Below are 15144 nucleotides of genomic sequence, written 5' to 3'. Positions count from 1 at the left end.
TCGCTCGACTTGCATGTATTAGGCACGCCGCCAGCGTTCATCCTGAGCCAGGATCAAACTCTCCAATAAAGTTAGTTTGTCTAGCATCTAAAATAAAAATTGACGTTTCACGTTGTTTGTTTCGTTCAGTTTTCAAAGAACTACTTAGTCGCTCATTTGCGACTTCCTTATGTTAACATCTTCATTTTTCAATGTCAACTAAGTTTTTTAATTTCTTTTTTGTCGTTTTCTGCGTTTCCGCATCAGCGACGGTTATTAATATATCATGCAGTATATACAGGGTCAATACTTTTTATAAAAAAATTTCACATCCCGTTAAAAACTTAAAAACCGCTGTAAAAATCATTATAGCATCCATTCATTCTTGGCTTTCCTCCTATTCATTTCATATCTTACCTCTTTATCAATTTACACGAGAGTGAAAATTCTAAATTTTATGTTATATTATTAGTATAGGAGCGTGGTGAGAATGAGCATTAAGTATTCAAACAAAATCAATAAAATCCGGACCTTTGCATTAAGTTTAGTATTTATCGGCCTCTTCATTGCATACTTAGGTGTCTTTTTCCGCGAAAACATTATTATTATGACAACGTTTATGATGGTTGGCTTTTTAGCTGTTATCGCTAGCACTGTCGTTTACTTTTGGATTGGTATGTTATCTACTAAGACTATCCAAATTATTTGTCCAAGCTGTGATAAGCCAACCAAAATGCTCGGCCGTGTCGATGCATGTATGCACTGCAATCAACCTTTAACACTAGATCGAGATCTAGAAGGAAAAGAATTTGATGAAAAGTATAATAAGAAGAGTTATAAATCATAAGTATCAAGGGAAATACGAATTTGCAAAACTACAAACGTTTCAACTCATTAAAAAGTTGATTTCTTAAAAAATCAACTTTTTAATTGTTTTATTAAATTTATTACACCTATTTTTTCGAAATAACAGTAAACATCCCTGTCATATTAGGCGAATAATCTTTAAAATCATATTTTTCGTAGAATGATGTTTTACCTTGCGACGCAAACAAACCAATGAATGCTTTATCTGGAGTATTCCCATTTAAGTATTCTACTAAAGTATTCATTATTTTCTTTCCAATACCATTCTTTTGATAATCTGGATGAACCACTATATCTTGAATATAGAAATAGATAGCCCCATCACCAACAATTCTCCCCATGCCGATGATTTGATTATTATCCTTGACTGTTATACAGTAAATCGAATTTTGAAGTGATATTTCCGCCACCTCAAAGTTCATATAGTTAGTCCATCCCACAGAATCACATAAATATTTATATTCTTCCAATGTTGGAATGTTATTTTTAATCTCATATTTCTTCAAAATGTCCCCTCCAAGAATTCATTTCCACCAATACAAAGTAAATTCGACAAACTTTTATCTAACCCTTCTTACTAACTTAGCACTGTAAATCCCGATTAACCTCACGCTAATCCTTATATAAGAAAGAAAGAGGCTGACGTATAGCCGTCAGCCTCTTTCTTTCTTATATATTACGCCTTATGACACTCTGGACAAACGCCATAAATTTCTAAGCGATGACTATTGATAACGAAGCCTGTCGTTTTCGCAGCTTCCTCTTCCAGCTTTTCCAAGCCTCCATAAGGAAAATCAACAATCTTACCACATTTTTCGCAAATCACATGATAATGTTGACTTGTAACATAATCAAATCTACTTGAAGCGTCTCCATAAGTTAATTCCTTTACAAGTCCAACCTCTTTAAACACACGTAAGTTATTATAGACAGTTGCAACACTCATATTTGGAAACTTACCTTCTAATGCTTTATAAATATCATCCGCTGTTGGGTGCGTCATTGATTCCACAAGGTACTCTAAAATAGCATGACGCTGTGGAGTAATGCGTACACCCGTATTTTTCAGCATTTCTAGCGCTTCTTTTAATTCTTCTTTGACCACCGTCATGCACCCCGATTCTATACGGATTATTATTTTATAATTCTTATAAAGAGTGTACTCCTTTTCTTATAAATCGTCAATATTTCTACTATAAGTATGTAGTTTATTTTTATATTCAGGACTTGTTTTTATGTATCTTTCCCTTTTTTCTTCATATATTCCATAGAAAAAAGTGCGACATAATCGCACTTGGAATACTATCATCTGAGGAGGTATGCCCTACACTTCCACTTTATGTAAGGCAGTAAAATATGTATAGACACTTGCCTTGTTTCTGCATATTTTATCTCCAATGTAGATTTATTTTATATAAGAAAGAACATCCTCAATATGTCCTTTCACTTTCACTTTACGCCACTCTTTTACAAGTTCACCGTCTTTATTAATAAGGAATGTAGAACGCTCGATTCCCATATACTCTTTCCCAAAGTTCTTTTTTAACTTCCAAACATCGTATAACTCTGCTACTTTATGATCTTCATCTACTAAAAGTGTAAATGGCAATTCATGTTTCTCAATGAATTTCAAATGTCTATTCGCTGAATCAGGACTTACTCCAAGAATAACCGTATCCTTCTCTTGAAATACTCCATACGCATCACGAAAATCACATGCTTCAGTTGTACATCCTGGCGTCATATCTTTCGGATAAAAATAGAGAACTACATTTTTACCGCGGAAATCAGCTAGGCGAACTTCTTCTCCGTTACTTCCCTCTAATGTGAATTCTGGTGCCATTTCTCCTACTGTAATCATAGTTATCACTCCTACTCTTTTCCTTTACTATAACAAATGCTTCCTTATTTTTCATTGTCTATTACAGACCTCATCACAAAAGCAAAAGGGAGTGTATATCCAATTAGCGCTTCTGCGATTGCAATCCATCGCCCAATTCCAATCGGAGATATGTCACCATATCCAACAGACAATAAAGTAACTGCGCTAAAATATAAACAAACTTCGACGAGTTGAAAAGAATGAGCGTTCAAACTTTCTCCGTCCTCTTTCAAAACTGCAAAACCCATTTCCTCTAATACAACGTAACTTAATCCAAATGCGATTAGTACTGTTGTATAGATTAAAAATAATGTGGCCAAATTATAGAGCGAAAAAAAACGCGTTGAATCCGAATAGGAACTCCATAATAATTGGACACTTTTCAAAATAGCGATTGCTGCAATTAATAGAATAAATCCCCATAACATGTCCTCCACCTCATTTTATATGTATGAGGTGGAGAACTGATTTATCCCTTAGCAACGAACAAGCTTCTATAATTAATTACCCGCGCCACGATACCTTTTTACCCCTTGGTTCCAGAGGGTGATTGCAATCGTAAAACAGATAACACCAACAATTGGCGTCGCAAATGCATAACTATTCCATTCTGTTTTTCTTAAAAAGTATGCCGCTGGATATACTCCAACAAACGCAAACGGTAAAACAAACGTTAAAATGAAACGAATTACACGATTATAAATATTAACAGGATAGCGCCCGTAATTACCTATGTTATACATAAGAGGCATAATTGAACTTTTCGCATCCGACCAAAAACCAAGGCTCGCCAGCGTAACAAATATCCCTCCATATACAAGTGCTCCTCCTCCTACCATCAATATAAATAAGAAGAAATCATACCAGTAAAAAGATAATTGTAACTCCACAGCTGCATATCCCATTACAACAATCCCTGTAATAGCTCCAATTAAAGATTCAAGTTCCATTCTTTCTAATATAATTTGAAATAGGCTATGGATCGGCCGCGTTAATACACGATCCATCTCCCCTTTAATAATGTATCGATCATTAAAATCCCATATATTAAAGAAAGCTGAAAAGATGGCAAATGGTACTAAAAAGAAACCATAAATAAAGATTACTTCTTCTCGACTCCATCCCTTCAATGCTTGTGTATGCCCAAATACAACGAGAATAAATATTAAATTAACTGCTTGAAGCGATAAATCAGAAAGTAAACCAACGATAAAATCGCCTCGATACTCCAATTTTGTTTTTATATATTGACTTGCATATTGTAAAAATAAGTTTATATATAGCATCTCATCATCCCCCTTGTACAATTAGACGTTTTCTCGCCGTTCTCCACATGAGTACAATTGGAATAATAAGTACAATCGCCCAAATCACTTGAAATACTAAAGCCTCATACAACTTACTCCCCTGTATACCTTCAGAAAAAATCATACTTGGAATATAACTAATAGCCTGAAACGGTAAAAACATCATTGCTTTTTGGGCCCATAGCGGATAAAAACTAATTGGTAATAATAGACCTGAAAATAAATCAATAACAACGCGTTTTGCATACATAATCCCACTATTATTAAATAGGAAAAACGTAAGCATTCCCGTCATTAAATTAATTTGTGTATTAATAATAAAACTAAATATTAAAGATAAGAAGAAATATAACCAAGTTTGAAAATTTGTTGTAATTTGCAACGAAAATAATAACGTAACGATAACCATGCCTGGAATGGAAAAGAAGGCAAAACGGAATATTCCCTCGCCAAGACCTTGCATAACTTTCATTCCCAAATAGTTATACGGACGAATTAATTCTACAGCCACACGTCCTTCTTGAATCTCCATCGCAATTTCCCTATCTATATTATTAAAATAGAAGGCACGTGCCATCCACGCGATTGCGATATACGTGGTCATTTGCGAAATAGATAAACTTTCAATATTCTCTTTTCCGCTATAAATTGCTTGCCATAAAAAATAGTAAGCACCGATATTAATCGTATAAATTAAAATCCCGCTATAGTAATTTGTACGATACGCAAGCATCATTAAAAAGCGAATTCGAATCATTTCAATATACTTACCCATGCGTAATACCCTCTTCATAAATGTTACGAATAATTTCCTCTGTAGACACTTCGTTAATTTTTAAATCTTTAATTTGAAAGGCTTGTACTACTTTAGAAATAAGCATTGAAATAATAACTTCTTCATTCGGAATTTTTGCAACCCATGCATTTTCCTCTTTTGCTTTCGACCAAACGACATGATTATCTGGCATAACCATTGATAAAGCCTGATAGGAAACTGGTGCAACAAACTGAAAGTGAATTTCCTTCTCCGCTCCCCACTGCGTACGAAGATTATTTAAAGAACCGTCATACATAATATTTCCTTCATCCAGCATGATAACGCGCTCACATAAAGCTTCAATATCAGTAATATCGTGTGTTGTTAATAAAATTGTTGTTTTATAACGTTCATTCATTTCTTTTAAAAATTCACGTATTTTCAATTTCACAAGTACATCTAACCCAATTGTTGGCTCATCTAAAAATAATAACGGTGGATTATGAATTAAGGCTGCCGCTAATTCACAACGCATCCTTTGACCAAGAGATAATTTTCGAACTGGTTTATCTAATAAGGGCCCTATATCTAACGTTTCAATTACGTGCTCCATATGCTCCTTATACTGAGCGTCTGATACACCATACACTTTCTTTAATAAACGAAACGATTCTTGTACTGCAATATCCCACCAAAGTTGCGAACGCTGTCCAAAAACAACACCAATTGTTCTTACAAATTCTTCTCTTTGTTTATGTGGGTTCATTCCATTTACTGTGATTTGCCCTGATGTCGGAGTTAAAATCCCCGTAAGCATTTTAATTGTTGTTGATTTACCAGCACCGTTCTCACCGATATAACCAACCATTTCACCTTGCTTTACAGTAAAAGATACATCATTTACTGCTGGTACTATTTTATAATTACGATTTAATAAATCGCGAAATGCACCCTTTAAGCCCGGACGACTTGAATAGGCTGTAAACTCTTTACGTAACCCTTGTACCTCAATTACCGATTTCATAATCGGACCCCCCTCCTAAATGTCACAACGAATAGTTTACCCAACTGCCTTCGCTATCACAAACAATACGTCTTTTCGAAAAACATGTTAGAATAATACATAGATTTTTGTAAGGAGATGAATTGTAGTGAATTTCACAAAGTCAGAAGCATTACATAAAGAAGCTTTAGAGCATATCGTTGGCGGTGTTAACAGTCCTTCTCGTTCTTTTAAAGCAGTTGGCGGCGGCGCTCCTGTTGCTATGGAACGTGGGAAAGGCGCTTATTTCTGGGATGTAGACGGAAATAAATATATCGATTATTTAGCAGCATACGGTCCTATTATTACTGGACATGCTCATCCGCATATAACAAAAGCAATTACAACAGCTGCTGAAAATGGGGTACTTTATGGAACACCAACAGCGCTAGAGGTAAAATTCGCAAAAATGTTAAAAGAAGCAATGCCTGCATTAGATAAAGTCCGTTTCGTAAACTCTGGTACAGAAGCAGTGATGACAACGATTCGTGTTGCTCGTGCTTATACAGGTCGCACAAAAATCATGAAATTTGCTGGTTGTTACCACGGTCATTCTGATTTAGTACTTGTGGCAGCTGGATCTGGCCCTTCTACTTTAGGAACTCCTGACTCAGCTGGCGTACCACAAAGTATTGCACAAGAAGTTATTACCGTTCCATTTAACAATGTAGAAACTTTGAAAGAAGCTTTAGATAAATGGGGTCATGAAGTAGCAGCTATCCTTGTAGAACCGATCGTTGGAAACTTCGGTATTGTAGAGCCTAAACCTGGATTCCTTGAAAAAGTGAATGAACTTGTTCACGAAGCTGGCGCACTAGTAATTTATGATGAAGTTATTACTGCTTTCCGCTTTATGTACGGCGGTGCTCAAGACTTACTTGGTGTTACACCTGACTTAACAGCGCTTGGTAAAGTTATTGGCGGTGGCTTACCAATCGGTGCTTACGGTGGTAAGAAAGAAATTATGGAACAAGTTGCTCCGCTTGGACCTGCATACCAAGCTGGTACAATGGCAGGAAACCCTGCTTCTATGGCATCAGGTATCGCTTGTCTAGAAGTACTTCAACAAGAAGGGCTTTATGAGAAATTAGATGAACTTGGTGCAATGCTTGAAAAAGGAATTTTAGAGCAAGCAGCGAAACATAATATCGACATTACATTAAATCGTCTAAAAGGGGCTTTAACTGTATACTTCACAACTAATACAATTGAAGATTACGATGCCGCACAAGATACAGACGGTGAAATGTTCGGTAAATTCTTCAAGCTTATGCTTCAAGAAGGAGTTAACTTAGCACCTTCTAAATACGAGGCATGGTTCTTAACTACAGAACATACAAAAGAAGATATTGAATATACAATTGAAGCTGTCGGCAGAGCATTTGCTGCCCTAGCAGACAATAAATAATCCCGTCATTAAAAGGAAAATAGAAAGCTCACCTTTCTTTTTTCCTTTTTTCTATTTCATAAATTACGTATTAATAGTATAATTATTCATAATTATCTGTTTTATATTCTTTTACAGCATTACTATCTCTGTGTACAAGGTGATTTGCGCCTTAAATAGTAAGATTATTCTAACTTTTACAAGAGGGGGGATTGACGGATGCTCAATAAAAAAAATACATGGACACCGTCTTTATTTCGAGATTATAGAAATGCAGAACATGATGCGTGTGGAATCGTTTCCGTTATGGAGAAACGAAAAATTGCTACAAAAGAAAACATTGACCTTTGCATACAATCACTCGTCAAAATGAATCATAGGGCTGGTTTCATTAATGGCGAGGGCGATGGCATCGGCATTCACATTGATATACCAAAAACACTTTGGAATGAAAAACTAAAAAGTAGCGGATATAATCCAACGATTGTGGATCATCCCCACTTTATCGTTGGACATTTTTTTCTAAATAAAAAAGAAAACATTACTGCCTTAAAAGATTATATTCGTACGCAATTAAACAACAAAAACTTTACTATTATTTTCGAAAGTGACGATGCAACAAACTCAGATGCGCTCGGTCCACTTGGTAAACAAGAAGAACCTTTATTTTGGCAAGTTGCCCTTATCGCAGAAAACGAAATTATAGATATTGAGCAAACATTATTTTCTGTCACAATAAAAATAGAGGAAAACGAAGCAATTCATGTTGCTTCATTAAGTCATGATCATGTTGTATATAAAGTTCTAGGTGCTGGTGATACGCTTGTTGCCTACTATAATGATTTACAACATCCGCTTATCGCTTCAACTATGACATTAGGACATAACCGCTACTCTACTAATACATTATCTAATTTTTTTCGTGTACAACCATTTAGCATTCTCGGACATAATGGTGAAATTAACACAATTGCGAAATTACGCGATCAAGCTGAAATGATTGATGTACCACTTACTGCAGGAGGCAGTGACTCTCAAGATTTAAACCGCACCTTAGAAACCCTACTTGTTCAATACGGCTACAGCTTATTTGAAGCAATGGAAATTCTATTCCCACCAATTATTAATGAAATTAAACTTTATGAAACACCTTTACAAGATTTATATACGTATATACGTGAAGCATGGGGACATTTTGCACAAGGACCAGCTGGCATCATTTCCCGTTTTAAAGATGAAGCTGTTTTCAGCGTTGATTCCCTTGGATTACGCCCAGTATGGAAAGTAGAGACAGAGAGCTCTTATATTTTCTCTTCTGAACCTGGAGTTGTATCACCAACTAAATATGTAGCAGAACCAAAACCACTCGCTCCTGGAGAAAAAGTCGGATTAAAATGGAATGAACAAGATGAACTTGTTCTTTATGAATATGACAAATATCAAATCCAAGTATATAACCGTTTTAAAAAGCGAATTGATACTACCAATTACCATTTAAATTTATCTATCCCTGAAACGAAAAAAATCCAAGGGCTATGTGATTCTGTTCAAGTTGAAACGAAAGAATACGTCGCTTTCGGATGGGACCGAGAACATATTCAACTTCTTGAACAGATGGCAACAAAAGGCGTTGAGCCAATACGCTCACTTGGGCATGACTCACCACTTGCCGCACTCGATACTGATAGACGAAATATCGCTGACTTTATTAAAGAAAGTGTAGCTGTTGTTACAAACCCTGCAATTGACCGTGACCGTGAAATTGAACACTTCTCTACACGTACTGTACTTGGAGAGCGTCCAAGTTTATTAAGCGGCGCAAAACGGCCATTTGTAGTTGAAATGCTTTCACCAATTATTTTAGAAGGCAGCGTGGCACAACCTATTGCAGAGGAATTACACACAATTACGTACGAACAACTCATAGAGCTATTTAAGACTCATAACTCTATCGCCACAATCTCTGCTACATTCAGCTCGTCAGAAACTCTGCAATGCGCATTAAGCCGCATTAGTTCTGAAGCGATAGCTGCTGTTAACAATGGCGCTTCCCTACTAGTATTAGATGACGCAAAAGCCCATCTAAATGAACGATTGTGGATTGATCCACATTTAGTTACCGCTAAAGTACATCAAGCATTAAGTGAAAATAAATTACGCCGCAATTGTTCTCTCGTTATACGTTCTGGTGCTCTTCGCTCCTTACATGACATTGTCACGCTATATGGATTAGGAGCAGATGGTATTAATCCATATTTATTATTCGCGACTGTAAATGATGGAACAAAAACACCAATTACGAATCTATATACTGCACTTAATAAAGGATTAGAAAAAGTCATTTCAACAATTGGAATTCATGAGTTACGTGGTTACGGACGTCTCTATTCATCTATTGGATTACATGAAGAAATCGCAAATATATTACAGATTACAAATTTCTTCGGTTCAAATGATTTAGCCTTTTCACTTGAATCACTTGTTGAAGATGCAAAAATACGAGCAGAGGATTATAACAATCCTAAAATTAGAATGCGAAAATCATTTCATATATTCCCGCGAATTTGGAAAGCAATCGGCGATGTTGCAAAAGGAAATTCTTATGATGATTACCGTGACAAGTTAAGTGAACTAGAAGAGAATAATCCAATCGCAATCAGACACCTTGTTCAAACGAAACAAACAAAACATGTCGTTCCAACTGAAGAAGTATCTATCGGCATCAAAAATCATAATTTACCATTTATTATTAGTTCTATGTCATTTGGTTCTCAAAACGAAATTGCCTTTCGCGCATATGCAGAAGCAGCCGATCAGCTAAATATGATTAGCTTGAACGGTGAAGGCGGCGAAATTAAAGATATGATTGGAAAATATCCACATACACGTGGACAACAAGTAGCATCTGGGCGATTTGGAGTAAATGCCGAACTACTAAACTCATCAAACTTAATTGAAATCAAAATCGGTCAAGGCGCAAAGCCTGGGGAAGGTGGGCATTTACCTGGTTCAAAAGTGACAGCCAAAATCGCTGAAGCACGTAATGCGACAATTGGCTCAGATTTAATTTCGCCTTCTAATAACCATGATATTTATTCAATTGAAGATTTAGCTCAAATGATTACAGAAATTAAAACAGCTAATCAACTTGCCAAAGTAGCCGTGAAAGTCCCTGTTGTTCCTAATATCGGAACAATTGCTGTCGGTATCGCTAAAGCTGGCGCTGATTTTATTAACATTAGCGGATTCGATGGCGGAACAGGCGCTGCACGTATTCACGCATTGCAGCATGTAGGTCTCCCTGTAGAAATTGGTGTTAAAGCCGCTCACAATGCTTTATTAGAAGCAAGCATGAGACATAAAGTAGAGATTTGGGCAGATGGTGGTATTCGAAGTGTAAATGATGCCTTGAAAATCATGCTCCTCGGAGCAAACCGTATTGGATTTGGCACACTATCAATGATTGCAATCGGCTGTACTACTTGCCGTGGGTGCCATCTAGATACTTGCCATGTTGGAATTGCGACACAAATCGAGTCTGAAGCACAAGCAAAAGAACACGGGTTACGCCGCTTCGTCCCACGCGAATTAGAAAGCGCAGTTGCTGGCCTGCTAAATTTATTCACCTCTTTCGGTGTAGAACTAAAACGATTAACAGGACAGCTTGGTTATACAAATTTACAAGCAATTGTTGGGCGTTCTGATTTATTAGAGCAAGTTCGAGGCGAAAATTTATTAAACTTACGTAATTTACTACAAATAATAGAACATCCATCTGTTACAACAACAGAAGGCGTATCGGAAAAACAATTTAAGACAGTTCATTCCGCTGACTCAAAAGAATTGGTAGGCGTTGGTGTAGAGCAACGCGTTATGGGTGGTCTAGAATCATGTTATCGCGTTCGCAGTAAACTATATGAAGCTACTCAACTTGAACCACTTACATTAAAGTATACGAATGGTTCTATTCCCGGAAATGGGTTAGGTGCTTACAATAGTGAAAATTTATTTATACACGTAAATGGCGGCGCACAAGATGGCATTGGTAAAACTTCCTTTGGTGGTGGGATTTATATAACGAAATCAAAAGGGAAAGACGGAGTATATTATAACGGTTCTGTCGGAAAAGGATTTGGATATGGTGCACAAAAAGGGGCACTATACGTACAAGGGAACGCTGATGCTCGCGCTGGCATTCGCCTTTCTGGGGCAGACATGATAATTGGAGGTAGAATAACAAAACCACTCCGTGAAAAAGAGCAAGGAAATATAGGTGCATACTCCAATATTAAAGGTTTTGCTTTTGAATATATGACAAACGGGCGAGCGCTTGTTTTAGGTGACCCTGGTCCATGGATTTGCGCTGGCATGACTGGCGGTGTTGTTTATTTGCGTCGTGATTCAAACTTAGGCTTAACAGAACAGGCCTTAAAAAGAAGAATCGCAAAAGGCGCAAATGTTACATTACAACCAATTAGTAAAAATGGTTTGAAAGATGTAACTGAATTATTGCTAGACTATATTCGTGTACTAAACGAGCACGAGCAATATGAGGAAGTTGCTTTGTTAACACCATTATTAGATGATATACAGAACAAGTTTTTTGAGATTATCCCGAAAAAAGAACAGGCAGATCCATCTATCTCAACAGAGTAAAATGAGTAATTTTCATTATTAAGAAAAAATTGACGAAGTACGCTTCTCATAGTAATCTATAGTAACAATTTGAGACCTGCTGAAATTCAGCAGGTTTTTTTACTAAAAACTGATGTTTAAAAGGAATTAGGAAAAATTATAAAGTGAAACTTTAATTAGCCTACACCAATCGGACGTTTACCGGCATCCAGCTTCTGAATTTTGAGGCGCGAATCTTACTACTCACAATTAGCGGGATAAAATGAACACTAATTTCTTTTAACGTCACTAAAATATCACTTGCTAACATATTGTAATGAATGTATAGTATCATGTTGTACATTCATTATGACAAGAGAAAGGATCTTATTAAGGGTATGAAACTTGGTGCTCGCATTTTAAAAACGGGTATTGCCATCACGTTAGCTTTATTTGCTTGTATTTTACTTCAATTACCGAGTCCGGTATTTGCGGGAATTTCAGCTATCTTTGCTGTTCAACCGTCTGTATACCGTTCTTATTTAACAGCACTTGAACAAATTCAAGCAAATGTAATTGGTGCGATATTTGCTATCGCATTTGCTACTGCTTTTGGACATAATCCTTTTATTATTGGATTAACATGTATATTAGTAATTGCTCTTACATTACAATTACGATTAGAAAACACAATATCAATTGCTTTAGTAACAGTTATCGCCATTATGGAGTATCAAGGCGAAGATTTCTTTAGTTTTGCCTTACTTCGATTTGCGACGATTATGATTGGTATTATTGCGGCTTCACTTGTAAATTTAGTATTTATGCCGCCAAAATATGAAACAAAACTTTATCATCGTATCGTTGATAATACAGAAGAAATTGTAAAATGGATTCGAATGAATAGCAGGCAGGCTTCTGATTTTACAACGCTAAAAACTGATATTGATCGTATGAAAGAAAAAATGATCAAACTAAACCATTACTATTTGCTGTATAAAGAAGAAAGAAGCTACACGAAAAAAGTAAAGTTCGCAAAAATTCGTAAGCTCGTTTTATTCAGACAAATGTTAGCGACAACAAGCCGTGCTTTAAGTACGTTAAAATCATTACACCGTACTGAAAATGAACTGCGCTATATGCCGGAAGAATTTCAGGAATCTATCCAAAACGAACTTGACTCATTAACGCATTATCATGAACAAGTTTTATTAAAATTTATTGGTAAAGCAAAAAAACAACAATCAGTCGAAATGCTTGATGAAGTTGAAACAGGTAAACAAGAATTAATTGATATCTTTATGGAATATCAAAATAAAGACGATGAAGAAGCATATAAAACATGGTTACATCTCTTCCCTCTTATTTCTTCCATCATTAACTATAGTGAAGAAGTAGAGCATTTAGATTTGCTTGTAGATAGCTTCTACACATACCATAAACCAGAAAAAGAACTCCAAATCGATGATAAAAAAGAAGACGAATAAAAAAACAGCTCCTTTTATGCTAAAGGAGCTGTTTCTGTTATATGTTGAAGTTGATATAAATTGTAATAAAATCCTCTTTTTTGCATTAACTCTTCATGAGAACCAGTCTCTTTAATCTCACCGTCTTCAATGTAAATAATCGTATCAACATGCGTAATCGTCGCTAATCGATGTGCAATTATAATCGTTGTCCGGTCAGCAGCTAACGTCTGAAGCGCCTCTTGAATATACCTTTCATTTTCTAAATCTAATGCTGAAGTTGCTTCATCTAATATAAGTACCGAAGGATTCTTTAGAAACACTCGTGCAATTGCCACGCGTTGTCTTTGCCCGCCCGATAGCTTCACACCACGTTCTCCAACGACAGTATTATAACCATCTGGTAAGTCTATAATAAAATCATGAATTTGCGCAGCTTTAGCAGCTGCAATCACCTCTTTCTCTGTAGCCTTCGGATTTCCATATAAAATATTAGCTCCAATTGTATCGCTAAACAATAAATTATCTTGCAGTACAATTCCAATATGACTACGCAAATTTCTCATATTATACTTTCTTACATCTATGCCATCTACATAAACCGTGCCTTCAGAAACATCATAGAAACGCGGGATCAAACTAGCAAGAGATGACTTTCCTCCCCCACTTGCTCCTACAAGCGCTACTTTCTCTCCAGGCTGCATAGTTAATGACAAGTTGTGTAATATCTCTTTTTCATCTACATTATAACGAAAAGAAACATTGTCAAATACAATTTCTCCATTTAATTTTTTCGTTTGTACCGCATTTGGCACATTAACAATATCGTATTTTTCATCTAACAGTTCAAACACACGGTCCATCGATGCAAAAGATTGTGTTAATGTTGTAGATGAATTAACAAGGCGGCGAAGCGGACTATATAAACTATCCATATATCCAACAAAAGCTACCATCGTTCCTAGCGTTAACTGTCCTTGAATTACTTCATATGCTGCAAAACCAATCACAAGTAACGGACCTAAATCGGTTAACGTATTTACTGCCGAAAATGTTCTTGCCGTCCAACTTGTATGGGTTAATGCTTTCGTTAAAAATTCATTATTTCTTTTTTCAAACTGCTTCCCCTCATACTCTTCTAACGCAAAGCTACGTGTCACTTGCATTCCTTGAATACGTTCATGCAAATACCCTTGCATCGTCGCTAACGCTTGTGAACGCTCTTTCGTCAATTTCCGAAGACGCCCGAAAAAATATTTCACTGCAATTACATAAATAGGTAAAATCAATAACGCAACAAATGTTAATTTTATATTCATAGAAAACATAACAATGATAGCAATAGCAATTGTTGCAGTATCTAACCAGACGTTCATCAAACCAGTAATTACAAAATCTTTCGTTTGTTCTACATCATGGATGACACGCGAAATAATCTCCCCTGTTTTTGTATTGGAGTAATAACGTAAACTTAACTTTTGTAAGTGACCGAAAATATGCTTCCGCAAATCATACAGTATTGTATTTGCGATACGTTGGGCGAAATATTGACGATAATATTCAATCGGTGGTCTTAATACCGCAAAAATAAAGAAAGCAATTCCAATCGCTGTTATTAATTGAGATGTTTTATCTTGAAGTGAGCCAGCGCCTTGAATTACATCATCGATAATATACTTTAATAACCACGGCATAATAAGTGGGATACCGAACTTAACTAGTCCGATAATAATTGTAATAGCAATAAGCCACCGATATGGTTTAACAAATTGTAAATATCTTTTTATGCCTTGCACATAATCCCCCCTCTAATAGGACAAACCTGCCGGGAAGCCCCCTGCAG

12 protein-coding genes and 1 rRNA gene (1 of these 13 only partly in view) are annotated in these 15144 nt (G+C 36.1%); 4 read left to right on the top strand and 9 right to left on the bottom strand.

Translation table 11 applies throughout. From position 1 onward, the window contains the following. A 16S ribosomal RNA gene (locus tag ACTL4X_RS02725) occupies positions 1-69 on the bottom strand; it reaches 1483 nt to the left of the window's first position. A gap of 400 nt (positions 70-469) precedes the next feature. Between ACTL4X_RS02725 and ACTL4X_RS02720 the strand changes: the two genes are divergently transcribed. Next, entirely contained in the window at positions 470-826 is a 357-nt protein-coding gene (locus ACTL4X_RS02720) for a YgzB family protein (RefSeq protein WP_000025058.1), read from the top strand. Between the two features lie 106 nt (positions 827-932). Here the strand turns inward: ACTL4X_RS02720 and ACTL4X_RS02715 are convergent, their stop codons facing one another. The 7 genes from ACTL4X_RS02715 to ACTL4X_RS02685 form a co-directional block, all read right to left on the bottom strand. Continuing rightward, positions 933-1352 (bottom strand): GNAT family N-acetyltransferase, encoded by a 420-nt coding sequence (locus ACTL4X_RS02715; protein WP_000759735.1) that lies wholly within the window; start codon positions 1350-1352, stop codon positions 933-935. 170 nt (positions 1353-1522) lie between these two features. After that, positions 1523-1951 carry a peroxide-responsive transcriptional repressor PerR gene (perR, locus tag ACTL4X_RS02710; protein ID WP_000237829.1) on the bottom strand — a complete coding sequence of 143 codons (429 nt, stop codon included), beginning with the start codon at positions 1949-1951 and terminating at the stop codon, positions 1523-1525. Between the two features lie 300 nt (positions 1952-2251). After that, positions 2252-2707 carry a thioredoxin-dependent thiol peroxidase gene (gene bcp / locus ACTL4X_RS02705; RefSeq protein WP_000633710.1) on the bottom strand — a complete coding sequence of 152 codons (456 nt, stop codon included), beginning with the start codon at positions 2705-2707 and terminating at the stop codon, positions 2252-2254. Between the two features lie 44 nt (positions 2708-2751). Continuing rightward, the gene (locus ACTL4X_RS02700; RefSeq protein WP_000964343.1) at positions 2752-3156 is read right to left on the bottom strand and encodes a potassium channel family protein; all 405 of its coding nucleotides are present in this window, start codon (positions 3154-3156) and stop codon (positions 2752-2754) included. Positions 3157-3228: 72 nt separating this feature from the next. Continuing rightward, the gene (locus tag ACTL4X_RS02695; RefSeq protein ID WP_000965773.1) at positions 3229-4014 is read right to left on the bottom strand and encodes an ABC transporter permease; all 786 of its coding nucleotides are present in this window, start codon (positions 4012-4014) and stop codon (positions 3229-3231) included. Positions 4015-4018: 4 nt separating this feature from the next. After that, on the bottom strand, positions 4019-4810 hold the full coding sequence (locus ACTL4X_RS02690) for an ABC transporter permease (RefSeq protein ID WP_000521519.1): 792 nt from the start codon (positions 4808-4810) through the stop codon (positions 4019-4021). Continuing rightward, positions 4803-5816 (bottom strand): ABC transporter ATP-binding protein, encoded by a 1014-nt coding sequence (locus ACTL4X_RS02685; protein ID WP_000843655.1) that lies wholly within the window; start codon positions 5814-5816, stop codon positions 4803-4805. Before ACTL4X_RS02685 ends, ACTL4X_RS02690 begins: the two co-directional genes overlap by 8 nt. A gap of 127 nt (positions 5817-5943) precedes the next feature. Between ACTL4X_RS02685 and hemL the strand changes: the two genes are divergently transcribed. The 3 genes from hemL to ACTL4X_RS02670 all read left to right on the top strand — a co-directional run bounded on the left by hemL (position 5944) and on the right by ACTL4X_RS02670 (position 13322). After that, entirely contained in the window at positions 5944-7242 is a 1299-nt protein-coding gene (gene hemL / locus ACTL4X_RS02680) for a glutamate-1-semialdehyde-2,1-aminomutase (RefSeq protein ID WP_001011863.1), read from the top strand. A 198-nt stretch (positions 7243-7440) separates the two neighbouring features. After that, positions 7441-11877: a glutamate synthase-related protein gene (locus tag ACTL4X_RS02675; RefSeq protein WP_086692296.1), complete on the top strand. Its 4437-nt coding sequence runs from the start codon at positions 7441-7443 to the stop codon at positions 11875-11877. Positions 11878-12233: 356 nt separating this feature from the next. Then, positions 12234-13322, top strand: a complete 1089-nt coding sequence (locus tag ACTL4X_RS02670) for an aromatic acid exporter family protein (protein ID WP_000765787.1) — start codon at positions 12234-12236, stop codon at positions 13320-13322. Between the two features lie 14 nt (positions 13323-13336). Here the strand turns inward: ACTL4X_RS02670 and ACTL4X_RS02665 are convergent, their stop codons facing one another. Further along, positions 13337-15097, bottom strand: a complete 1761-nt coding sequence (locus tag ACTL4X_RS02665) for an ABC transporter ATP-binding protein (protein ID WP_001161599.1) — start codon at positions 15095-15097, stop codon at positions 13337-13339. Positions 15098-15144: the final 47 nt, after the last annotated feature.

The sequence above is a fragment of the Bacillus sp. RE35 genome (genome assembly GCF_052146655.1).
GTDB lineage: Bacteria > Bacillota > Bacilli > Bacillales > Bacillaceae_G > Bacillus_A > Bacillus_A cereus.
This window is presented reverse-complemented; position numbering and strand designations above follow the sequence as displayed.

Excerpts from the sequence above, each read along its gene's own strand:
- ACTL4X_RS02670 (WP_000765787.1), top strand. The coding sequence starts at position 12,234 with ATGAAACTTGGTGCTCGCATTTTAAAAACGGGTATTGCCATCACGTTA.
- ACTL4X_RS02700 (WP_000964343.1), bottom strand. The coding sequence starts at position 3,156 with ATGTTATGGGGATTTATTCTATTAATTGCAGCAATCGCTATTTTGAAA.
- ACTL4X_RS02720 (WP_000025058.1), top strand. The coding sequence starts at position 470 with ATGAGCATTAAGTATTCAAACAAAATCAATAAAATCCGGACCTTTGCA.
- bcp (WP_000633710.1), bottom strand. The coding sequence starts at position 2,707 with ATGATTACAGTAGGAGAAATGGCACCAGAATTCACATTAGAGGGAAGT.
- ACTL4X_RS02675 (WP_086692296.1), top strand. The coding sequence starts at position 7,441 with ATGCTCAATAAAAAAAATACATGGACACCGTCTTTATTTCGAGATTAT.
- ACTL4X_RS02690 (WP_000521519.1), bottom strand. The coding sequence starts at position 4,810 with ATGGGTAAGTATATTGAAATGATTCGAATTCGCTTTTTAATGATGCTT.
- ACTL4X_RS02685 (WP_000843655.1), bottom strand. The coding sequence starts at position 5,816 with ATGAAATCGGTAATTGAGGTACAAGGGTTACGTAAAGAGTTTACAGCC.
- ACTL4X_RS02695 (WP_000965773.1), bottom strand. The coding sequence starts at position 4,014 with ATGCTATATATAAACTTATTTTTACAATATGCAAGTCAATATATAAAA.